The 21,490-nt window shown below is 37.7% G+C and carries 18 protein-coding genes and 1 tRNA gene; 12 read left to right on the top strand and 7 right to left on the bottom strand.

All coding sequences use genetic code 11. The annotated features are described in order from the left end of the window. Complete coding sequence (folB, locus tag AACV01_RS07015) at positions 1-351, bottom strand: bifunctional dihydroneopterin aldolase/7,8-dihydroneopterin epimerase (protein WP_004245575.1); 351 nt, start codon at positions 349-351, stop codon at positions 1-3. 104 nt (positions 352-455) lie between these two features. On the opposite strand from folB, the gene plsY reads away from it, so the two are divergent. The 5 genes from plsY to AACV01_RS06990 all read left to right on the top strand — a co-directional run bounded on the left by plsY (position 456) and on the right by AACV01_RS06990 (position 4,659). Next, on the top strand, positions 456-1,112 hold the full coding sequence (gene plsY, locus AACV01_RS07010) for a glycerol-3-phosphate 1-O-acyltransferase PlsY (protein WP_004245577.1): 657 nt from the start codon (positions 456-458) through the stop codon (positions 1,110-1,112). A 369-nt stretch (positions 1,113-1,481) separates the two neighbouring features. Next, positions 1,482-2,180, top strand: coding sequence for an RraA family protein (locus AACV01_RS07005; RefSeq protein ID WP_046335391.1), 699 nt, complete (start codon positions 1,482-1,484; stop codon positions 2,178-2,180). Between the two features lie 19 nt (positions 2,181-2,199). Continuing rightward, positions 2,200-2,724 (top strand): prephenate dehydratase domain-containing protein, encoded by a 525-nt coding sequence (locus AACV01_RS07000; protein WP_004245580.1) that lies wholly within the window; start codon positions 2,200-2,202, stop codon positions 2,722-2,724. Between the two features lie 70 nt (positions 2,725-2,794). Beyond that, on the top strand, positions 2,795-3,193 hold the full coding sequence (locus tag AACV01_RS06995) for a cupin domain-containing protein (protein ID WP_004245582.1): 399 nt from the start codon (positions 2,795-2,797) through the stop codon (positions 3,191-3,193). A gap of 59 nt (positions 3,194-3,252) precedes the next feature. Then, positions 3,253-4,659 carry a 3-deoxy-7-phosphoheptulonate synthase class II gene (locus AACV01_RS06990; protein ID WP_161682623.1) on the top strand — a complete coding sequence of 469 codons (1,407 nt, stop codon included), beginning with the start codon at positions 3,253-3,255 and terminating at the stop codon, positions 4,657-4,659. 69 nt (positions 4,660-4,728) lie between these two features. On the opposite strand, the gene tsaD is transcribed toward AACV01_RS06990, so the two are convergent. After that, a complete protein-coding gene (gene tsaD, locus AACV01_RS06985) occupies positions 4,729-5,751 on the bottom strand; it encodes a tRNA (adenosine(37)-N6)-threonylcarbamoyltransferase complex transferase subunit TsaD (RefSeq protein ID WP_004245584.1) in 1,023 nt (340 codons plus the stop codon). Between the two features lie 342 nt (positions 5,752-6,093). Here tsaD and rpsU point away from each other — a divergent pair, with 342 nt between their 5' ends. From rpsU to AACV01_RS06955, 6 genes are all read left to right on the top strand, one after another. Next, positions 6,094-6,309 carry a 30S ribosomal protein S21 gene (rpsU, locus tag AACV01_RS06980; RefSeq protein WP_001144069.1) on the top strand — a complete coding sequence of 72 codons (216 nt, stop codon included), beginning with the start codon at positions 6,094-6,096 and terminating at the stop codon, positions 6,307-6,309. A gap of 113 nt (positions 6,310-6,422) precedes the next feature. Beyond that, positions 6,423-8,171, top strand: coding sequence for a DNA primase (gene dnaG, locus AACV01_RS06975; RefSeq protein WP_004249459.1), 1,749 nt, complete (start codon positions 6,423-6,425; stop codon positions 8,169-8,171). Between the two features lie 190 nt (positions 8,172-8,361). Then, positions 8,362-10,218: an RNA polymerase sigma factor RpoD gene (rpoD, locus tag AACV01_RS06970; RefSeq protein ID WP_004245586.1), complete on the top strand. Its 1,857-nt coding sequence runs from the start codon at positions 8,362-8,364 to the stop codon at positions 10,216-10,218. Between the two features lie 383 nt (positions 10,219-10,601). Then, positions 10,602-10,678, top strand: a tRNA-Ile gene (locus AACV01_RS06965). Positions 10,679-11,186: 508 nt separating this feature from the next. Next, positions 11,187-11,942, top strand: coding sequence for a DNA-binding protein (locus AACV01_RS06960; protein WP_104836732.1), 756 nt, complete (start codon positions 11,187-11,189; stop codon positions 11,940-11,942). A gap of 255 nt (positions 11,943-12,197) precedes the next feature. Next, positions 12,198-13,115, top strand: a complete 918-nt coding sequence (locus tag AACV01_RS06955) for a bestrophin family protein (protein WP_004249454.1) — start codon at positions 12,198-12,200, stop codon at positions 13,113-13,115. Between the two features lie 81 nt (positions 13,116-13,196). Here AACV01_RS06955 and AACV01_RS06950 read toward each other — a convergent pair whose 3' ends face one another. The 3 genes from AACV01_RS06950 to AACV01_RS06940 are packed head-to-tail and all read right to left on the bottom strand — an operon-like array spanning position 13,197 to position 15,713. Beyond that, on the bottom strand, positions 13,197-13,376 hold the full coding sequence (locus tag AACV01_RS06950; RefSeq protein ID WP_012368332.1) for a DUF2474 domain-containing protein: 180 nt from the start codon (positions 13,374-13,376) through the stop codon (positions 13,197-13,199). Then, entirely contained in the window at positions 13,354-14,361 is a 1,008-nt protein-coding gene (gene cydB, locus AACV01_RS06945) for a cytochrome d ubiquinol oxidase subunit II (protein WP_012368333.1), read from the bottom strand. Before cydB ends, AACV01_RS06950 begins: the two co-directional genes overlap by 23 nt. Beyond that, positions 14,361-15,713, bottom strand: coding sequence for a cytochrome ubiquinol oxidase subunit I (locus AACV01_RS06940; RefSeq protein WP_004250206.1), 1,353 nt, complete (start codon positions 15,711-15,713; stop codon positions 14,361-14,363). Before AACV01_RS06940 ends, cydB begins: the two co-directional genes overlap by 1 nt. Positions 15,714-16,374: 661 nt before the next feature. Here AACV01_RS06940 and AACV01_RS06935 point away from each other — a divergent pair. Beyond that, a complete protein-coding gene (locus tag AACV01_RS06935) occupies positions 16,375-18,660 on the top strand; it encodes an FdhF/YdeP family oxidoreductase (RefSeq protein ID WP_161682621.1) in 2,286 nt (761 codons plus the stop codon). A 72-nt stretch (positions 18,661-18,732) separates the two neighbouring features. Here the strand turns inward: AACV01_RS06935 and AACV01_RS06930 are convergent, their stop codons facing one another. Together AACV01_RS06930 and AACV01_RS06925 are read right to left on the bottom strand one after the other, a co-directional pair. Continuing rightward, positions 18,733-19,644 (bottom strand): LysR family transcriptional regulator, encoded by a 912-nt coding sequence (locus AACV01_RS06930; RefSeq protein WP_161682619.1) that lies wholly within the window; start codon positions 19,642-19,644, stop codon positions 18,733-18,735. A gap of 211 nt (positions 19,645-19,855) precedes the next feature. Then, a complete protein-coding gene (locus tag AACV01_RS06925) occupies positions 19,856-21,376 on the bottom strand; it encodes a methyl-accepting chemotaxis protein (RefSeq protein ID WP_036907414.1) in 1,521 nt (506 codons plus the stop codon). Between the last annotated feature and the right edge of the window lie 114 nt (positions 21,377-21,490).

Genomic DNA, 21,490 nt, shown 5'->3' with positions numbered 1-21,490 from the left:
TTAAGCGTAACGCTCAATAATCACCCCGACGTTGGCGGCTTGTGCTATCGCCCCTGGTTTAGCTAATTTTATTTTGACTCGTGGTACAGAAAACTGAGTTATCAGTAGCTGTGCCACTTCTTCAGCAACACGCTCGACTAATTCAAAACGTCGCTTTTCCACATACTCTATTATGGCGTGACTGACACTGGCATAATCTAAACAGTGAGCAACATCATCGGTTTGGGATGCGCGTTTATTATCCCACTCCATTTCGATATCGAACACTAACTTTTGCTTAATGGTTTTTTCCCAATCATAAACACCGATTGTGGTTATTACTGATAATTGTTCAATAAATACGATATCCATCACGTCATCTCTTATTTTTTCTGCTCATCGGATACCACTTCCGATGAAATATGCGTATTATCCATACATGTCTAACGAACGTTCATCAACATTGGAGAATACAAATGAGTGCTAACGCACTTGGAATGATCATCTTCGCCTATTTGTGCGGCTCAATCTCCAGCGCGATTTTGATTTGCCGACTGGCAAGACTCCCTGATCCAAGAAAATTTGGCTCTGGTAATCCTGGCGCCACCAATGTGCTACGTATTGGTGGTAAACTTGCAGCGGCATCTGTGCTTATCTGTGACGTCCTAAAAGGGATGATCCCCGTTTGGCTCGCCTATTACCTAAATGTGCCTCCCTTTTATCTCGGTATTGTCGCAATAGCGGCTTGTCTAGGCCATATTTACCCTGTTTTTTTCCACTTTAAAGGCGGAAAAGGGGTTGCTACTGCATTTGGCTCTATCGCTGCTATTGGTTGGGATCTTAGCGGACTGATTGCGGGAACCTGGCTACTAACTGTTTTACTCAGTGGCTATTCCTCACTGGGTGCTATTATCAGTGCATTGCTTGCCCCATTTTATGTCTGGTGGTTTAAACCCGAATTCACTTATCCCGTTGCACTATTATCATGCTTAGTACTTTACCGTCATCATGACAATATTCAACGTTTATGGCGAGGACAAGAGAGTCGCATTTGGCATAAGCTGAAAAAAAAGACAGAGAAAACAGATAAAGAGATAATCCAAGAAGCCAAAGAGCAAGAAAAAGAAGATTAACGCTTATCCTTATTAAAAAAAGGTCATTTATTAACTAAGTGACCTTTTTTATTTAATAATTAAATTCTATTATAAAATATAAATAAATTAAAAACAATCACACATAAAAAAAACACCCTTTTTATATTCGAAAAATAAAAATAATAAATAACATTATTAATAATACCCTTCTATATTTAGATTAAATATATCAACATTGGTTTTATTTATTACAAAAAAACATTAAAAATAAAAATCTTAAATAAGATAAACTTATATAAAAAATCAAATTTAACGAAATAAATAGCTTGAAAAAAAACCAACTTACATCTATTAATTAATAACCATAAAAAAATAATCATTTAACTCTGTGAAACATTGGAGTTCACCATGCTACAAAAAATATCTGCCAATAAAATTGCATTAATAAAAAGAATGCAACTTAGTACTCCTACATTAGTCGATATTCTCGATAGTTTAGGAAAAACCATTGTATTAAATAGTCAATTAAAAAGTATTAACCTAGAAAACTTTTATTCTGTTGGACAAGCTTATACTGTGCAATGGAAATTAATTAGAAAACAAAAATCTATTTTAGATAAACAACCTTCTACGTGGGAACAAGTTAGTTCTTTTTTAGTCCCTGAAATAACAGATGCAAAAGGATTATTCTATATAGCCGGAGGACATGAACTAATAACCGAAGCAGCACTTGCAGGAGGCATGAGTTGTACTTATTTTGAAAAATTAGGCTTTGAAGGAGTTATTTTAGGGGGTGCGGTACGAGACAAGAAAGATCTCACCAATCTAACCATTCCAGTCATTGCCACCAATCTTACTCCTACAGATACACAAGGCGCTTATTTTGTCAGTGAGACTGGCACTCAATGCACCATTGAGCATGCCACAATCTGTAGTGGTGATTTAGTGATATCCGACCCTAATGGCACCGTGATTATCCCTTTTTCACTCGTCGATAATGTTCTAGAAGAAGCGATTAAGATAGATAGCATTGAAAATAACATGCTAGAAAAAATCAAACATGGGCAACGTTTACCAGAACTTATCAATATAACGGGACGTATATAATAAATAAAGGTGACTGACCATGATAAATATTCATACATTGGGTCCTGCAGGAACAAACTGTGAGAAAGCCGCTTATTATTGGCTAAATAAAAATAATCAACAAGGAAATATTATTCTTCACCCTACATTAGAAACCGCAGTAAAAGAAATGGAGGTAAGCCAAAATAGTATTCTATTAGGTTGTATTGTTTATCCTTTTTTACACAATATTGTTTTTAATAATCTCTCTTTTATCAAATTAACAGATTGTTTTGTTATGGATACCCATAACATGTTATTTGCTAGCCGATTTAATAATATTAAGGAGATAAAAAAATTAGGTTCTCATCCCGCACCACAAGATCTATTTAGAAAAATAACAGAACTCGATAATATTGAAAGAGTTCTTTTTAATTCAAATAGTGAAGCAGCACTTCAATGTGGTTTAGGGCGAGTAGATGGCTGTATTACCACACTTAGTGCGGCTAAAAAATATCATTTAAATATTTTATATGATTTTGGCCCTGTCCCTATGGGATTTTCTATTCATTCAAAATTAAATTAAGTAATTAATTACATCACAACAGTCAAAACGTTAATTATCTAGTCACTTGGTTAATAAAAAGGAAAAAACTATGAGCTTATATTTATCTAGTGAAATGATCTCTTATGATATGGATCTAAATAGAAACGAAGGTGAAGAAAGTAAAATTCAAGCTAAATTTATTCATGGCTCTAATTTTACAATGGCATTTTGGACATTTAAAACTAATGCCATTATTCCTGAACATAAACATGAACATGAAACTGCCACATCCATACTAAAAGGCTCTTTGAAACTGACGGTAAATAACCGCATTGTTTATTTACATGCTGGCGACTCTTTTATTATTCCCTCATGGGCCGTTCATCACGCAATTGCTTTAGAGCCTTCTGAGGTTATTGATGTCTATACCCCCGTTAGAGAAGACTATGTTGCAAGGCAAAATGGCGTCATTAAAACCTATTTAGAAACATCTCAACCCCAAGGATAACAAAAAGCGAGGATCACCTCGCTTTTTCTATTCTTACTATAATCGCAGGAGCACTTTCTATGTTTAGCACCTATAATATTGATGTTTTAACAGAACAAAATCATCAATATTTACCAATAGAAAACACCCTATCATTACAGAATATATTTTCCATCTCTTGGCACCCATCATTATGGAAATCTTTACCCGCCAAGCAACTCCCTGAATACCCAGATATACATGCCTTAAATTATTGCAAAGAAAAGCTTAAGCATTATCCCCCGCTAATTTTAGCTTCCGAAATCAGAGCATTTAAAAATTTATTAAAACTTGTTGCAAATGGTGAAGCTTTTCTTCTGCAAGGAGGAGACTGTGCAGAATCTTTTGATGATTGCCAAGCCACTATTATCCGTGATTTAACATTCACTTTATCGCAAATGTCCGCATTAATTGAACAATCAACGGGATTGCCGGTGATTAAATTAGGCCGTATGGCTGGACAATACGCTAAACCTCGTAGCCAAGCATTTGAAACACAAAATGGCTTAACTTTACCCAGCTATCGAGGAGAAATTATTAATGGTCTTGATTTTTCAGTTAAAAGTAGAGAGCCAGATCCGATTAGAATGATAACTGCCTATCATCACTCAGCAGCGACCTTAAATCTGTTACGTGCGATGAATTATACACAATATACCAAGCAACAATGGGCCTTGGATATTAACGCTCATCCTGGCTCTACAGAGCCTGAGCATTATTTCCATTTGCTAGAACAACTCTATCATTCACAACATCATATTATTAATAAACAGCCCGATACCTCTTCTTATTATGTTAGTCATGAAGCTTTGTTACTGCATTATGAGGAATCGATGACTCGTCAAGATTCCATTGACAACAAATGGTATAACTGTTCAGCACATATGGTTTGGGTAGGAGAACGAACAACCGATATTGATCATGCCCATATCGAGTACCTACGAGGTATTGAAAACCCTATCGGTATAAAATGCAGCACCAGAATGTCTGGAGAAAAACTGATTAAGCTAATAGATATTCTTAACCCGAGCAATGAAGTTGGAAAAATTATCTTAATCATTCGCGTGGGTAAAGATGCTATTCATGCATATCTTCCGGAATTAGTAAGAACGGTAAAAGAACATCAACGAGCGGTTATTTGGCAAATAGATCCAATGCATGGCAATACACAATCAGCAAATGACAGTATGAAAACCCGACATTTCAATGATATTGCCGAAGAAACTCGTGCTTTTATTCATATTTTACATGAGATGGGCATACAGGCTGGGGGGATACATTTAGAAATGACCGGACAAGAAGTCACTGAATGTACTGGAGGATTACAACAAATTCGATACACTGACCTAAGTCATGGTTATCAAACTTTATGTGATCCTCGTCTTAACCGGACACAGTCATTAGAGTTAGCGTTCTTGGTTGGACGGCATTGGCATAATTCACTTTAATTGTAACCAAACATAAGTGCTTAGTACTTAAGCCAAGCACTTATCATTACCAACACCGCCAATGGCTAATTATTTATCCGCTAAAGCAGGTAATTCAGCTAAAGGCCAACGCGGTCTCACTGTCACCCCTAAAGGCCCTTCGGTACCACCTTTAAAACGGATCATCCCCGCCAAAGCAATCATGGCACCATTATCGGTACATAACTCAGGGCGAGCATAAAACACTTCCCCTCCGAGTTGTTCCATTATCATTGCCATTTTGGCGCGTAAAGTACGGTTAGCACTTACCCCCCCCGCCATCACTAAGCGTTTAAAGCCTGTTTGCTCTAATGCTCGACGACATTTTATTGCCAGAGTATCTACTACGGCATCTTCAAAAGCACGCGCAATATCTGCTCGAGTTTGCTCTGAATCATCGTTTTGACGAATAGTATTAGCGGCAAAGGTTTTTAAACCAGAGAAACTAAAGTCGAGTCCGGGTCTGTCTGTCATAGGGCGAGGAAAAACAAAACGTCCTTCTACACCTTGTTGTGCCATTTTTGATAAAACAGGGCCGCCGGGATAATCAAGCCCCAATAGCTTGGCTGTTTTATCAAATGCTTCACCAGCAGCATCATCAATAGACTCACCTAACAGGGTATATTCCCCAATCCCTGTTACACTAATTAATTGTGTATGCCCTCCCGAGACAAGTAACGCCACGAAAGGAAAATCTGGCGTTTTCTCTTCAAGCATCGGCGCTAATAAATGCCCTTCCATATGGTGAACTGGAATAGCAGGCACATCCCATGCAAACGCCAGAGAACGACCAATGGTCGCCCCCACCAGCAATGCTCCTACCAGCCCTGGTCCTGCAGTATAAGCGACCGCATCAATATCTTTTGCAGTTAAATTTGCTTCTTTAAGGGCGGCTTGGATCAGTGGCACTGTTTTGCGGATATGATCTCGTGAAGCAAGCTCGGGAACAACACCACCATAGTCGGCGTGCAGTTTTATTTGGCTATAGAGTTGATTCGCTAACAGACCGGCTTTATCATCGTAAATTGCGATACCGGTTTCATCGCAAGATGTTTCAATACCTAAAACTCGCATGACGCTTCCAAATTCTTCCTCGCGCAATGGCGTAATGGATCGATTGTAGCATTATTTCGCTAATTTAATACGCCTTCGCCACAACTTTTACATACCAGTATGTGACAAATTTCTTTTTCTGGTCTATAATTATCCACCTATTTTACATGATTTAAATGTGTGGTTAGCAACTATCACGTTGTGTTTTGAATAAATTAAGACACAAAAGTGAGAGTTTGCGTTTCAATTTTGTGCATCTCTTTACAAAGTGCCCTGCTTTGAAGTAAAATTCCGCACCATTTTAAATGTCGGCTGGCTAAAATCATGCCAGCACAAACCGATTTCTATTGAGGTGAGAGGCACATGCCGGTAATCAAAGTACGTGAAAACGAGCCATTTGACGTTGCTCTTCGTCGTTTCAAACGCTCTTGCGAAAAAGCAGGCGTATTAGCAGAAGTTCGTCGTCGTGAATTTTATGAAAAACCAACGACTGAGCGTAAACGCGCTAAAGCATCAGCAGTAAAACGTCACGCTAAAAAATTAGCTCGCGAAAACGCACGTCGTACTCGTCTGTACTAATATTTTGCGGCTGATACCGCAATTTATGCAGACACTGTAGTCGCAGTTAAAAGGCCGTGCTTTCTTATGAGAGCGCGGCTTATTCTCGTTCAACAACAGGCGTAAAAGGGCTTATGGCTGGACGAATTCCACGTTCATTTATCAATGATTTATTAGCACGAACCGATATCATCGATCTTATCGACGCTCGTGTGCCGCTTAAAAAACAAGGCAAAAATCATTCAGCGTGTTGTCCGTTTCATAATGAAAAAACGCCCTCTTTTACAGTAAATAGCGACAAACAGTTTTATCACTGTTTTGGTTGCGGTGCGCATGGCAATGCTATTGATTTTTTGATGAACTACGACAGACTTGATTTTGTCGAAACCATTGAAGAGTTAGCAGCAATGCATGGGTTAGAAGTTCCTTATGAATCAGGAACTGGCAGTAGCCCGATTGAGCGACATATAAGACAAAATCTCTATCAAGTGATGGAGAAATTGAATCAGTATTACAAAAGCACCCTCAATACCCCTGACGCTCAGGAAGCAAGAAATTATCTTGCGCATCGCGGGCTAAGTGAAGAGGTTATTACCCGCTTTTCTATCGGCTTTGTACCTACGGGTTGGGACAATATCCTAAAACGTTTTGGGCAAAATCCCGATAATCAAGCCCTGTTACTTGAAGCAGGAATGGTAATAACAAACGATAAAGGTCGCACTTATGACCGTTTTCGTCAGCGCGTTATGTTTCCGATTAGAGACAGACGAGGTCGTGTTATTGCATTTGGTGGACGTGTATTAGGTGATGATTTACCCAAATACTTAAACTCCCCAGAAACAGAGATTTTCCATAAAGGCCGCCAACTTTACGGGCTTTATGAAGCACAACAGACTCACCCTAACCCAGCTAAGTTATTAGTGGTTGAAGGTTATATGGATGTTGTGGCATTAGCGCAGTTTGGTATTGATTATGCTGTCGCCTCGTTGGGTACATCAACAACCGCAGAACATATCCAGTTGCTGTTTAGAACTACGGATAACGTTATTTGCTGCTATGATGGTGATAGAGCAGGACGAGATGCCGCATGGCGAGCATTAGAAACTGCACTGCCTTTTTTAAACGATGGCCGTTCTTTACGTTTTATGTTTTTACCTGAAGGCGATGATCCTGATTCACTGGTTCGCCGCGAAGGGAAAGAGGCATTTGAAAAACGAATGGAACAAGCACACTCTTTATCTGAGTTTTTATTTGATTCGCTGGTTCCACAAGTGGATTTGAGCACCCAAGAAGGCAATGGCAAACTCTATAGTTTAGCGCGCCCATTAATTGATCAGATCCCAAGTGAGACTTTACGTCTATATTTATTAAGAGAGCTTGGAAATTTAACGGGAAATCCCGATATTGAGCAGATGGATCGTTTATTTGGTAGAAACTCGCTACATCACGAAACATCGTATCAACCGACAAAACTACGTACTACACCAATGCGTATTTTAATTGCCTTGTTGATACAAAATCCCGAGTTTTGCCAATTAGTGCCACCGCTTGAGGGGCTAAATACAGAAAAAATAGCGGGTTTATCGCTTTTTATTGAATTAGTTTCTCTTTGCCAAGCACAGCCAGGCTTGAATACAGGTCAGATTATCGAACTCTATCGAGAGAATAAATTCGGTAAACAACTTGAAAAACTGGCGATGTGGAACGATATAGATATAGATGAGATAGCTGAAAAAACATTTACAGATACGTTAGATCATCTCTTTTTAACCGCAATGGATGAACGTTTAAACGCCCTCATTGCCAAAGAGAGAACTGAAGGTCTAACACAAAATGAACGCGAAGAAGTCCAATTGATAATACAGGCTCGCGTTAAAAAGTAAAACCTAAATTAAGATTAAAAACACGGCTTAATTGCCGCTATCGGTAGGTATAAAAAATAACCTACATTTGCTACGCTGAGGGGATCGTAGCAATCGACAATGAAAATGCCCCTCCGTAGTTATTGTTGGCTGAACCGTTTATCGCCGACCGACACCAACCCAAATTACTTTGAAGTGTGGATACCGTCTTATGGAGCAAAACCCGCAGTCACAGCTGAAGCTACTTGTTACGAAAGGTAAGGAGCAAGGCTACCTGACCTATGCTGAGGTCAATGACCATCTGCCGGAAGATATCGTCGATTCAGATCAAATCGAAGACATCATCCAGATGATTAACGACATGGGCATTCAGGTCATGGAAGAAGCACCTGATGCCGATGATCTGATGTTGGCAGAAAATTCAAATGACACTGATGATGATGCTGTCGAAGCCGCTGCTCAGGTACTTTCTAGTGTAGAATCTGAAATTGGCCGTACAACCGATCCTGTGCGTATGTATATGCGCGAAATGGGAACCGTTGAACTGCTCACCCGGGAAGGTGAAATTGATATCGCAAAACGCATTGAAGATGGTATTAACCAAGTTCAATGCTCAGTTGCTGAATATCCTGAAGCAATCACTTATCTTCTTGAACAATATGATCGTGTTGAAGCCGGTGAAGCGCGTCTTTCTGATTTAATTACTGCCTTTATTGACCCTAATGCCGAAGAAGTGGCAGAAAGTGATGATGTCAATTTAGGCAAAGACGACGATGAAATCGACAACAGCGCCGATGACGAAGATGAAGACGAAGATGAAGATAGCGACACAGACAGCGATAGCGATGATGATAACAGCATCGATCCTGAACTTGCTCGCCAAAAATTCACCGAGCTTCGTGAACAGTACGAAAAAACGCGTCAATCTATTAAGGCCAAAGGTCGTAATCATAAAGATACCGAACTGGAAATTTTACAGTTATCAGAAATTTTCAAACAGTTCCGCTTAGTGCCAAAACAGTTTGATTATCTGGTTAACAACATGCGTGAAATGATGGACAGAGTTCGTGCTCAAGAGCGTCACATCATGCGTCTTTGTGTTGATCAGGTCAAAATGCCTAAGAAAAACTTCATTACTCTGTTTACAGGAAATGAAACTAACGACACATGGTTTACTGCCGCTCGTGCGATGAATAAACCTTGGTCTGAAAAACTGGCAGGTATTGAAGAAGAAGTACAACGTAGCTTACAAAAGTTACAGCAAATTGAAGTTGAAACAGGACTGACAATCGAACAGGTTAAAGATATTAACCGTCGTATGTCTATCGGTGAAGCAAAAGCACGCCGTGCGAAAAAAGAGATGGTCGAAGCGAACTTACGTTTAGTTATCTCTATCGCGAAAAAATATACCAACCGTGGCCTACAGTTCCTTGACCTGATCCAGGAAGGGAATATTGGTCTAATGAAAGCGGTTGATAAATTTGAATATCGTCGTGGTTATAAGTTCTCAACTTATGCAACATGGTGGATCCGTCAGGCTATTACTCGTTCAATCGCCGATCAGGCACGTACCATTCGTATTCCGGTACATATGATTGAAACGATTAATAAGCTAAACCGTATCTCACGCCAAATGTTGCAAGAGATGGGACGTGAGCCTTCACCAGAAGAGCTTGCAGAACGTATGTTAATGCCTGAAGATAAAATCCGTAAGGTACTAAAAATCGCTAAAGAGCCTATCTCCATGGAAACCCCAATTGGTGACGATGAAGATTCACATTTAGGTGATTTTATCGAGGATACTACCCTCGAATTACCTCTGGATTCAGCAACATCAGAAAGCTTACGTTCAGCGACACACGAAGTATTAGGTGGTTTAACACTGCGTGAAGCTAAAGTCCTGCGTATGCGCTTTGGTATCGATATGAATACCGACCATACATTGGAAGAAGTGGGTAAACAATTTGATGTTACCCGTGAACGTATCCGTCAGATTGAAGCAAAAGCGTTGCGTAAATTACGCCACCCAAGCCGTTCTGAAGTGCTACGTAGCTTCCTTGATGAATAATCAATCTCTTTGATTTTGGTAGTAATACAAACGCCTGTGACTCACAGGCGTTTTTTATTATCTGGTCTAAACCATATCTGTTTTCAGCGCTGATAATTTACTTTTATCATCCCTATTCTCTTTTTGGTCTATCTTAAGTAACCGCTATCGTTTTCGCTAAAAATCTGCTGATTTTTTCTACCTCTATTTACAAAAAATCACCCTTTTATTTTTACTCTTGTCTATTTTTTACTCATCAAGTCTTTCTTTTTAAACTATCTCATTGAAATAAAAGATTATTATTTAATTTATTTTTTCTGCTCTATATTGAACACAAATTGCGCATACAGTCACACAAAGGCTAGACCTCGCCTCAAATGGCACGTATAATCTCACACCATTAAGGCCCCTTAGCTCAGTTGGTTAGAGCAGTCGACTCATAATCGATTGGTCACTGGTTCAAGTCCAGTAGGGGCCACCAAATTTTAGCTGTTAAATCAGCATATTAAGCCACTTTGAGAAAAGTGGCTTTTTTGTATCTAATAGTCATTGCCCCCTTTTTGTCCTCTGAGATTTTTTACTGCCCTAATTTTTTCCGTGATATGCTACGACGACTTTTATTTTCTCAAAGTATGTCATGCTAATTTTCCCCAATATATTTGTAATTCATTTCAGTTTCAAAAATCTATATAGCCACCAGCTTAACGGACAGTTCGCCAGCACGCGGAAGCGAATCACAAAACCGACCATGTAGTTTGGTGTATTTGTGACAAACTGTGCTCAGCATATACAGATCCCCTGTGGTTTATTACTCAGGACTTTCAGTATCCCCCTCCTTACTACTGACGAAATTTGATGGAGATGTAGGTAAATCGTCCCAATATAAAAACCAGATTTTTGTTTTGTTAACTACATAAAAAATATAATTAATTTAAGGTAAGTATTATATTATTATAAAAAATTGTAATTATTATTTTATAAGGGTCGGTATGTATTTTTTTCTTGGTTTTTTGTTGTTTCTAATTGTTTTGATGGTTATTTGCAGGATTAGAGTTTTATGGTTGGCAAGAAAAAACACAATAACTGAAAAGGATTTTAAAACCTTCAAAGAGTATAACAATATTGAAGATTATGAAAAAGAAGCAAAGCAAGCTGTTTATGCAACAACAATAAGCAAAACTCTTTTTGAAAAATGCCAATGTCTCATAACATTAAGAACAATGCTTGAATCCCTACACACTGATTATGAAAAATATGAAAAAGTAAATCCGTTATTAATGGAGCTATTACGCAAAAAATTTACTTTTACATACTCCGCTTTCATTACTATCTATCCAGAACCCATCGAAGAAAGCGGGCTAGAACGATTTAGTTTAATTAATACAAAAAAATACTGTCCAGAACATGTATGGAAACATATTCTCAAATCCGCTATTTATACCAATGAAGAATTGGATGACTATTTTGGGTCGCAGGAATTCCCCCCACTGGAGCGGATGTGTACAGATATGGATTTATATAACGAGTTTAAAGGCACGGTTTTATTTGATGAAGTGATCGGGTGCTATGTTGATGAAGAAAACGAAGGATCTCAAATTTTTGATAATGAGGTTTATTCTGTTACCGAAGAACAGTTACGCCAGTGGCTAGATGAAGAGCTTGCATTTCTGAGTTATGTCACTGAAGGTCTTTTGAATATTTGTATTGAATACATAAGAAAAGAGAATGGAATTATAAGGGTTTGAAGTGATGGACAAAAACAAACTTAAAAATCTTAAGTTTTTTTTGAAAATACCCCATTGGTTCAGCATTTGAATTATTCCCTTTCTGAAGATGAGGAAAGAAATTAAGTGTATTATGAAAGTCTGAACTTTCGAACTGGGCTATATCAACTATATTGTTGATATAACAACCTTAATCTTTCAATAGAATTAATTAGATTATTATTTATTTTATTGCGATAATAACTTAACAAACTTTCTTTTTATATCACTATTATTATGGTCATACGTCCTAATCAACACTGGTTTTTTCGGTTATTTGATTGGCACGGTTCAGTGCTATCAAAAATAATCTTTCGCTTATGTCTTAATATTGCAATGTCTATTATCGCTATTTTGGTTTATCAATGGTATGAGTTATTAGGTATTCATTTAACTGTTGCCCCATTTAGTTTATTAGGTATTGCTATCGCAATATTTCTTGGTTTTAGAAATAATGCAAGTTATAGCCGACTTGTGGAGGCAAGGACATTATGGGGAAATATGTTAATTACCCATCGCAACATATTAAGAAATATAAAAGCCTTATTACCGGAAGATAAACAATTTAATCGTGACTTTTCTAATCTACTTATTGCTTTTAGTTGGAGTCTAAAACATGAGCTAAGAAAAACAAACCCAATGGTCGATCTCTATCGCCTCTTACCCCGACCTTTATTTGATGAGATAATGAATAGCCCTTACCCCACTAATCGGATTTTATTGCATATTGGCCTAAAAATTGGCGAATTGCGAGATAACAAAGTAATAAGTGATGTTATCTTTCAATCAATTAATAAAGATATTAATAACTTATCTGATGTATTGGGTGGCTGTGAACGTATTTCAAATACTCCTGTACCTTTTGCCTATACGCTCATATTGCAACGTACGGTATATCTATTCTGTGCTCTGCTACCTTTTGCATTGGTTGCCGATCTCCACTATATGACGCCATTTGTTTCCGTATTTATCTCTTATACTTTTTTATCTTGGGACTCATTAGCTGAAGAGTTAGAAGATCCATTCGGTGTTTCTGCCAATGACTTACCATTAAATGCAATATGTAACACCATAGAAAGGAATTTATTAGAGATGCAAGATATCACTCCACTCCCCATCAGAGTTAAACCTGACCAATATTATAATTTATTGTAATTAATAAAATAAAAACAAATAAAAAAGACAGTGTTAATTAATAACACTGCCTTTTTTATTAATAATACATCTTTTATGTTATTAATGCGTTCTCATTCCTGCGCTGTACATTAATAATTTAAATAATGAGGCGATAATTGCAAGACTTAATACACTTAAAGACCAAATAATTATCATCCATCCGATTTGTTGATACCAACGAGCTTTATTTTTCGTTGGTTTTATTGTTAAAAAATGACTAATGATAACTTTCATTGGCATTTACCTTTCCACGAAATACATAATAACTCCAACTGGTATAGGCTAATATCACAGGAATAATTATAACCGCTCCAACTAACATAAATTGCTGACTTAAAACAGGTGCTGCCGCCTGCCAAATCGAAATAGAAGGTGGAATAATATAAGGAAAGATACTGATCCCTAATCCTGCAAAACCAATAAGTACCAATAAAAGCGATAATAGAAAAGGCTGATAATGACCATAATTATAGGCACTACGAACAATGCCCCAAGCACAAGCCAATACGAGCAACGGAACAGGTAATAAAAAATATAAATTAGGTAAACTAAACCAGCGTTGTGCAATATCTGCATGTGTGAGTGGTGTCCATAAGCTTACTATTGCAATCACCACCAGCAATGTAATAGCCAGATACACCGTTATAGTGCACATTTTACGATGCAGTTGATGCTCTGTTTTCATAATCAACCATGAACTGCCTAACAATGCATAAGTGACTAACAAAGCAAAACCACAGAAAATAGGGAATGGTGTTAACCAATCCAATGCCGAGCCACTGAAATGGCGCTCTGTCACATTAAAACCATTAATAACTGCACCTACTGTGATCCCTTGGCAAAAGGTAGCAAGAAAAGAGCCACCAATAAAAGCTGAATCCCAAAATAGGCGATGTTTAGGAAGTGCATTAACGCGAAATTCAAATGCCACACCACGGAAAATAAGCCCAATAAGCATCAATGTCAGTGGTATTGTTAACGCATCAATAATAACTGCGTAGGCAAGAGGAAAAGCACCATAGAGCGCAGCCCCTCCTAATACTAACCATGTTTCATTGCCGTCCCAAACCGGTGCCACACTATTAATCATGGTATCTCTTTGTATTTTATCTCGGGTAAAAGGCAAAATAATGCCAATCCCCAGATCAAATCCATCTGCAATAATATACATAAGTGTGGCAAAAATAATGATCGCAAACCAAATCATCGAAAAATCAATATTCATTATTTTTCACCCTGTGTTAATTGGTCGGATTTAAGCACTACAGGGCCTTTCTTCATCAGATGCACCATATAAAAATACCCAATGCCAAATACTGAAAAATAAACCAAAATAAAGGCCAATAAGCTCAAACTCATTTGAATATCACCATGAGCAGAAACGGCATCTTTGGTACGTTGTAGACCATAAACAACCCAAGGCTGACGGCCAATTTCTGTGGTAAACCACCCCGCAAGGATCGCAATCAGTCCTGTAGGCCCCATTAATAAAGCAAAGCGTAAGAAAAGGGGTGAGTGATAGAGTCTTTTCTTCTTACGTAAAATAACGCTCAACAAACCTAAGCAAATCATCAGCATACCTAAACCTGCCATGACTCTAAATGACCAAAATATAATGCTAGAATTAGGTCTATCTTCCGGCGCAAAACTTTTTAATGCCGGAATTTGCTTATCTAAACTATGGGTAAGGATCAGGCTACCTAAATAAGGAATTTCAATCGCATATTTTGTTTTTTCTTCTGCCATATCTGGGATGCCAAATAAAATCAGCGGAGTCGCTTCTTTCGTTGCATTATCCCAATGCCCTTCTATAGCTGCGATTTTAGCCGGTTGATGTTCTAGTGTATTTAATCCATGAGCATCACCTACAAACGCTTGTATGGGGGCAATAATTAGTACTAACCATAAGGCCATAGAAAACATTTTTCGTACAGGTGCTGTATTTTGTCCTTTTAATAATAACCACGCGGCACAAGAGGCGATAAATAAAGCACTGGCTAAAAAAGCCCCAATAGACATATGCAATAAACGATAAGGGAAGGAAGGATTAAACACGACCTGTAGCCAATCAACAGGCACGACAACACCATTTTCAATAGCATAGCCTTGTGGTGTTTGCATCCAACTATTGGATGACAAGATCCAAAAAGTAGAAATCAATGTGCCAAGCGCTACCATACAAGTTGCAAAGAAGTGAAGTTTTCGCCCCACTTTATTCCAACCAAACAACATAATGCCAAGAAATCCCGCTTCTAAGAAAAAGGCGGTCAAGACTTCATAAGTTAGCATCGGCCCTGTGATACTACCGGCAAATTGTGAAAAACCACTCCAGTTAGTCCCGAATTGATATGCCATCACTAACCCTGATACCACACCCATACCAAAGTTTACGGCAAAAATTTTTATCCAAAACTGATATAAAGAAAGGTAACTTGGTTCTTTTGTTTTTAACCATAAGCCTTCTAATAGGGCTAGAAAGCTAGCTAATCCTATGGTGATAGCAGGGAATATAATATGAAATGAAACGGTAAACGCGAATTGTATTCTTGCTAGGTGAAAAGCATCTAATCCAAACATAATGCCTCTCTCAATATAAATCTATATTCTATAAATTTATTCATTTTCTATTATCCTAATTATATTTTTCTCACAAAAATCTTATTTGTTTTTTATTATGAATGCTGATTAATTTCACTTTATTTTCAGAAAGTAAAAACTGAAGATAGTGAGTTTATATAGATATACTATTTAAATTCCTCTCTCTTAATTACTAAAAAAGAGAACAACAAAAAATCATTACGCAATAAATCACATAACGATACCATGGTAGCCAACAAACTGTTATTTCGTCATTTTTCAATAAATCAAGTTTAAAAAACTTGTCCATTAGCGTATTAACATTTTTAACCAAGTAATAACAGAGAGTCAAATAAATTGATTTTATCACACGATAGATATGCTCTATCATCATATAAAATAAAGTTATAAAGCGTCATTTAGCCTATTTTACTCATTGACAATATAATTACATTATTTTAACTTCTTAAGTAACAGAAGAATTGCAGATTATATAATTTTAATACCAATAACTTATTATTTATTGGTATTAACAAGTTTGAATATATCCTTTATTCCTAGTAAGAAATATATTTTAAATTATATAACCATATTGCTTTTTATATTCACCTGCCAACTATTCATCATTAAATATTATTATTAACGTTTTAGGAATGCCTATATGAGTAAGAAAAAATCACCTATTCCTGGAGTGAAACCCTATAATGGACCCGCAGGAGGATGGGGGGCATTAAAAGCAACAGCAATCGCGGTACGCACTCAAATGGATGCTTTTATTGCACCTAAAACATTGCTTAATACTAATCAGCCTGATGGTTTTGATTGCCCCGGCTGTGCATGGCCAGACAAAGAGCATCATTCTACTTTCCAATTTTGTGAAAATGGAGCTAAAGCGGTCACATGGGAAGCAACAAAAAAAAGAGTCACACCTGAATTTTTAGCACAACATACCGTAACAGAATTGCTGACAAAGTCAGACTTCGAATTAGAAGGCTACGGTCGTTTAACCCATCCTCTCGCTTATGATGCAGATACTGACACTCTTCGTCCTGTGACTTGGGAGCAAGCATTTACTCGTATTGGTGAGCTATTAAGAAATATGCCATCACCTGATAGTGTTGAATTCTACACCTCAGGTAGAGCTTCCAACGAAGCCGCGTATCTATTCCAACTGTTTGCGCGAGAATATGGCACCAATAATTTTCCTGATTGCTCAAATATGTGTCATGAACCGACTAGTGTAGGCTTACCTCAATCGATTGGCATAGGTAAAGGCACAGTTTCTTTAGATGACTTTGATAACACTCAACTCATTATTGCCATTGGACATAACCCTGGAACTAATCACCCAAGAATGATGGGAACACTGCATGAAGTAGCTCGTCGTGGTGTACCTATTGTTGTATTTAATCCATTGAAAGAACGTGCTTTAGAGCGATTTACCGACCCTCAAAGTGTTATTGAGATGGCGACTTATAGCTCAACCAATATCGCCTCATCTTATTATCAAGTCAAAGCCGGTGGTGATGCTGCGGCGTTAAAAGGCATTATGAAAACCTTAATTGAGTGGGATAATGAGCGTGGAGATATTCTCGACCACGATTTTATTGCTGAGCATACACTAGGTTTTGAAGCCGTAGTTGAAGATCTTAAACAAACTTCTTGGCAAGATATTGAAAGTGAAAGTGGCCTTTCGCAAGCAGATATTGAGAGTGTCGCACTCCTTTATGCCAATTCTCCGGCCACCATTATTACCTATGGTATGGGGATCACCCAACATAACAAAGGTACAGCGAATGTGCGTCTGATTGCTGATTTGTTATTAATGAAAGGGAATATTGGTAAGCCGGGTGCTGGCATATGTCCATTACGTGGGCATTCTAATGTGCAAGGTAACCGAACTGTTGGGATCACAGAAAAACCATCTGTCGAATTTTTACAAAAAATAGAACAAACTTTTGGTTTTAAACCACCTTATAAACATGGCCACGATGCAGTTAACGCAATGCAAGCGATGGTTGATGGCAAAGCAAAAGCGTTAATTTGTTTAGGGGGTAATTTTGCCGTGGCATTACCCGACCCTCAACAGTCATTTGCTGCAATGAGAAAGCTTGATTTAAGTGTACACATCGGCACTAAATTAAATCGCTCACATTTATTAACGGCAAAAAATACCTTTATATTACCTTGCTTGGGGAGAACAGAATTAGATGTACAAGCATTAGGTCGTCAATCCATCACGGTCGAAGACTCAATGTCAATGGTGCATGCCTCTTCTGGTAAATTAACACCCGCTTCACCATTATTAAAATCAGAGCCTGTCATTGTTGCAAAAATGGCTGCTGCAACACTGACAGATAGCAAAACCCCATGGCTAAGATTTACGGAAAGTTATGATCTTATTCGCGATATGATTGAAAAAACCATTCCCGGATTTGATAATTACAACCAACGAATTCGTGTCCCCGGGGGTTTCCGTATGCCACTCCTTGCCGTTGAGAGAGTTTGGGATACCCCCACAGGTAAAGCCATGTTCTCGGTATTTAAAGGTGTGAAAGAGAATAAAATGGTCATGGGTGATGATGTTCTTCGTTTAGTCACTATTCGTAGTCATGACCAATATAATACGACCATTTATGCACTTGATGATCGCTATCGTGGCATTTTTGGTAGACGCGATATACTGTTTATGAATAATGTCGATATGATAGCAAGAGGCTTAAACGAAGGTGATAAAATCACCATTGAAACGGTCAGTGAAAATAGAAAACTACAGCTAGATAATATAACTGTTGTTTCATTTAGCATTGCTCCTGGCACAGTGGCCGCTTATTACCCAGAAGCCAATGTCCTTGTACCATTAGATTATATTGATAAAGAGAGTGGAACCCCCTCTTATAAAGCAATACCTGTCAGAATTTATGATAAAAAAACACAAGTCGCTTAATCATAATTCATACGCAAAACAAAAAACAAAGGCGAGCTATTTATTAATACTCGCCTTTTTATCTCTATCCATCTATAGACCTGTACTTTCTAAGTAAGTACGCATTTGTGCAAAGCATTTTTCAATTAATATAGAGCGCGGCTCTTCTTTGCGGATCACAATCCCCAATGGGGCATTAATGGTTGCATCAACAATAGGTACAACATCTAGATCTTGGCTGAGATTTTCCATACCTTTAGCAATAGGGACAATCGAGGCGCAAAACCCTGCATTAACTGATTGTATAAGATGTAATGTAGAACTACTTTCGACCAACACCTTGGGGTGTAAGTTATAACGCTGAAAAGCTAAATCCACGGATTGCCTAAAGTGATTCTCTTTATTTAATAAAGCCAATGGTTGTTTAGCCGCTTCATGCCACGAGATAATTCTTGTTGAAGGCATAAAGTGATTGCGATGAAATAAAAGTCCTAACTCCGTTTGTTTTAATGCATAAATTTCATGCTGTTGAGTATTCGCTTTTTCCAAATAGCAGATACCAATATCAAGACTATTACTATTAAGACGATCTATAATATTTTCGCTATTCGTTGAGAGCACCTGAAAACTTATCTCAGGGAATAGTGTCGATATTTTCTGCAACATCAGCATAGGATTTAAATTGGTTAAAGGCACAATACCTATACGCAGTTGCCCAAATAGTTGCTGTCGAAAGTTAGCGGCTTCTGCTTGTAATCCATCGTAAGCAGATTGCATAGTTTTCGCCCATTTTAATATTTTCTCGCCTTCTTCGGTAAATCCCTCAAAGCGAGAGCTACGCTTGATAAGAACCACATCAAGCTCTTTTTCTAAATTACGTAATCGCATTGATAAGGTAGGTTGCGTAACATGGCACATTTCGGCAGCTTGACCAAAATGTTGCGTTTTATCCAAAGCGATTAAATAAAATAACTGTTTAATATCGATACGCAATAACCTCGTCATTTGCAGGTGAAGGAAATAGTTATCTGTTTTTATATTGCACTATTAACAACACTAAAGTTTGCGCTGTCTATAATTATTTTTCAATAATAAACGAAGAGAAAAGAAATAGTCGTCTTATCGATTAGCCATAAAATAAAAAAACTCACCCTAATATTGCAACTAAGGTGAGTTTATTTTTACTAAAATATTAATGTATTAATTAAAGATAAGCTTATTCTTTGATTTGAAAAACTGATACTTTATCGGTCAGATTTTGTGCTTTTTCATCTAACATCATGGTTGAGGTGGCTCCTTGTTCTACTAAAGCCGCATTTTGCTGAACCACAGAATCCATTTGATTTATCGCGACGGCTATTTGTTCAATTCCCACTTTTTGCTCTTCCGATGCAATGCTAATTCCCTGCATGATATCGCTTACTTTGGTAATTGAGGTGACAATTTCTTGTATATGCTCACCGGTTTTATTAACCAGTTCACGACCATGTGCGACATCCGCCACAGAAGCTCGAATAATCTGATTAATTTCACGAGCGGCTTCCGCACTTCTGGCTGCTAAATTGCGAACCTCTGTTGCAACAACTGTAAAACCCCGCCCTTGCTCCCCTGCACGAGCGGCTTCCACTGCCGCATTCAACGCAAGAATATTGGTTTGACTGGCAATATTGTTTACCACGTCATTGATTTCAGCGACTTTTAACGTACCGACTTCAATTTTTTTCATCGAAGTAATGGCATCATTCATAATGCTAGCGCCATCGATAGCCAAATCACGCGTTTGTGCTGTGATAGAGTTTGCTAATACGGCATTATTGGTATTATTCACTACCGCAATTTTTATCTCTTCCATGCTGGCTGCGGTTTGTTGCAATGCACTCGCTTGCTCTTCTGTACGAGAAGAGAGATCTTGATTACCCGCTGCGATTTCTGCTGAACCGCTTTTGATCACTAATGCTTCTTCTTTCACCAAACCAATAGTCGATGTCAGTGCATTTTGCATATCACCGACATGAGAAAATAGTGTACCAAACTCATCTTTTCTATTTTTGGGTAACGAGAAGTTTAAATTCCCTTCTCCCACTTTTTGCAAAATGGCAGAGAGTGTATTGAGGTTAAAGAGAAAGGTTTTATTAACCCAACGGATCACTAAATAAAGCAGTCCAATCAGTATCACTAAAGCAATACATGTAGTGTAAATAAAGAGTTGAAACATCCATTTTTGTTCGTCTTCAATTTGATCATTAACATTTTGAGTTATCACTAAGTATTCATCAAACAACTCAGCAAGTTTGGAAAAATCTTTCGATAAATCAATATTTTCATAAGCTAGCGTATCAATAGGCGCAATAATAGTATCGACGAGTTTGATAAATAGTGCCGATAATTGTTCTGAGTTTCTTTGTGCGTCAGCACTGATTTTGCTTTCCCTTTCCCAAGCGTTAATTGTCTCTTTTGATTTAGCCGCTAATGTTTTAGCTTCAGAAACTAATCGAGCTTTGGTTTCTTGCATATCTAAATTTTCATGACCAATATTGACTAAAAAGTTAACATGAGAGCGTATGGTTGCTAGTTCATATCTTGCCTCTTGCACATTATTTAATCTCGTAGTTAACGAGTTTAATGAAGCAAAATTATCCTGCATTTGATAAATAAAAAACGATGATAAAGCTGATGTCACTAAGAAAATAGCTAATAGTATAATAGAGCCTACTTTCGCTGTTCTTTCAATACTCATGAAATAATCCACCCCGGTAATTAAATAACATAAATGTATTCATATATCGGCAGTGGATAGATTTTATTTACTCATTAATCAGAATTATCGACACAAATGTTTTACACACACCAC

This window comes from Proteus sp. G2609, assembly GCF_963896135.1.
Classification (GTDB): Bacteria; Pseudomonadota; Gammaproteobacteria; order Enterobacterales; family Enterobacteriaceae; genus Proteus; species Proteus mirabilis.
The sequence above is the reverse complement of the archived record's forward strand: the minus strand, read 5'-3'. Positions and strand labels throughout refer to the sequence as shown.

Excerpts from the sequence above, each read along its gene's own strand:
- folB (WP_004245575.1), bottom strand. The coding sequence starts at position 351 with ATGGATATCGTATTTATTGAACAATTATCAGTAATAACCACAATCGGT.
- plsY (WP_004245577.1), top strand. The coding sequence starts at position 456 with ATGAGTGCTAACGCACTTGGAATGATCATCTTCGCCTATTTGTGCGGC.
- AACV01_RS07005 (WP_046335391.1), top strand. The coding sequence starts at position 1,482 with ATGCTACAAAAAATATCTGCCAATAAAATTGCATTAATAAAAAGAATG.
- AACV01_RS07000 (WP_004245580.1), top strand. The coding sequence starts at position 2,200 with ATGATAAATATTCATACATTGGGTCCTGCAGGAACAAACTGTGAGAAA.
- AACV01_RS06995 (WP_004245582.1), top strand. The coding sequence starts at position 2,795 with ATGAGCTTATATTTATCTAGTGAAATGATCTCTTATGATATGGATCTA.
- AACV01_RS06990 (WP_161682623.1), top strand. The coding sequence starts at position 3,253 with ATGTTTAGCACCTATAATATTGATGTTTTAACAGAACAAAATCATCAA.
- tsaD (WP_004245584.1), bottom strand. The coding sequence starts at position 5,751 with ATGCGAGTTTTAGGTATTGAAACATCTTGCGATGAAACCGGTATCGCA.
- rpsU (WP_001144069.1), top strand. The coding sequence starts at position 6,094 with ATGCCGGTAATCAAAGTACGTGAAAACGAGCCATTTGACGTTGCTCTT.
- dnaG (WP_004249459.1), top strand. The coding sequence starts at position 6,423 with ATGGCTGGACGAATTCCACGTTCATTTATCAATGATTTATTAGCACGA.
- rpoD (WP_004245586.1), top strand. The coding sequence starts at position 8,362 with ATGGAGCAAAACCCGCAGTCACAGCTGAAGCTACTTGTTACGAAAGGT.
- AACV01_RS06960 (WP_104836732.1), top strand. The coding sequence starts at position 11,187 with ATGTATTTTTTTCTTGGTTTTTTGTTGTTTCTAATTGTTTTGATGGTT.
- AACV01_RS06955 (WP_004249454.1), top strand. The coding sequence starts at position 12,198 with ATGGTCATACGTCCTAATCAACACTGGTTTTTTCGGTTATTTGATTGG.
- AACV01_RS06950 (WP_012368332.1), bottom strand. The coding sequence starts at position 13,376 with ATGCCAATGAAAGTTATCATTAGTCATTTTTTAACAATAAAACCAACG.
- cydB (WP_012368333.1), bottom strand. The coding sequence starts at position 14,361 with ATGAATATTGATTTTTCGATGATTTGGTTTGCGATCATTATTTTTGCC.
- AACV01_RS06940 (WP_004250206.1), bottom strand. The coding sequence starts at position 15,713 with ATGTTTGGATTAGATGCTTTTCACCTAGCAAGAATACAATTCGCGTTT.
- AACV01_RS06935 (WP_161682621.1), top strand. The coding sequence starts at position 16,375 with ATGAGTAAGAAAAAATCACCTATTCCTGGAGTGAAACCCTATAATGGA.
- AACV01_RS06930 (WP_161682619.1), bottom strand. The coding sequence starts at position 19,644 with ATGACGAGGTTATTGCGTATCGATATTAAACAGTTATTTTATTTAATC.
- AACV01_RS06925 (WP_036907414.1), bottom strand. The coding sequence starts at position 21,376 with ATGAGTATTGAAAGAACAGCGAAAGTAGGCTCTATTATACTATTAGCT.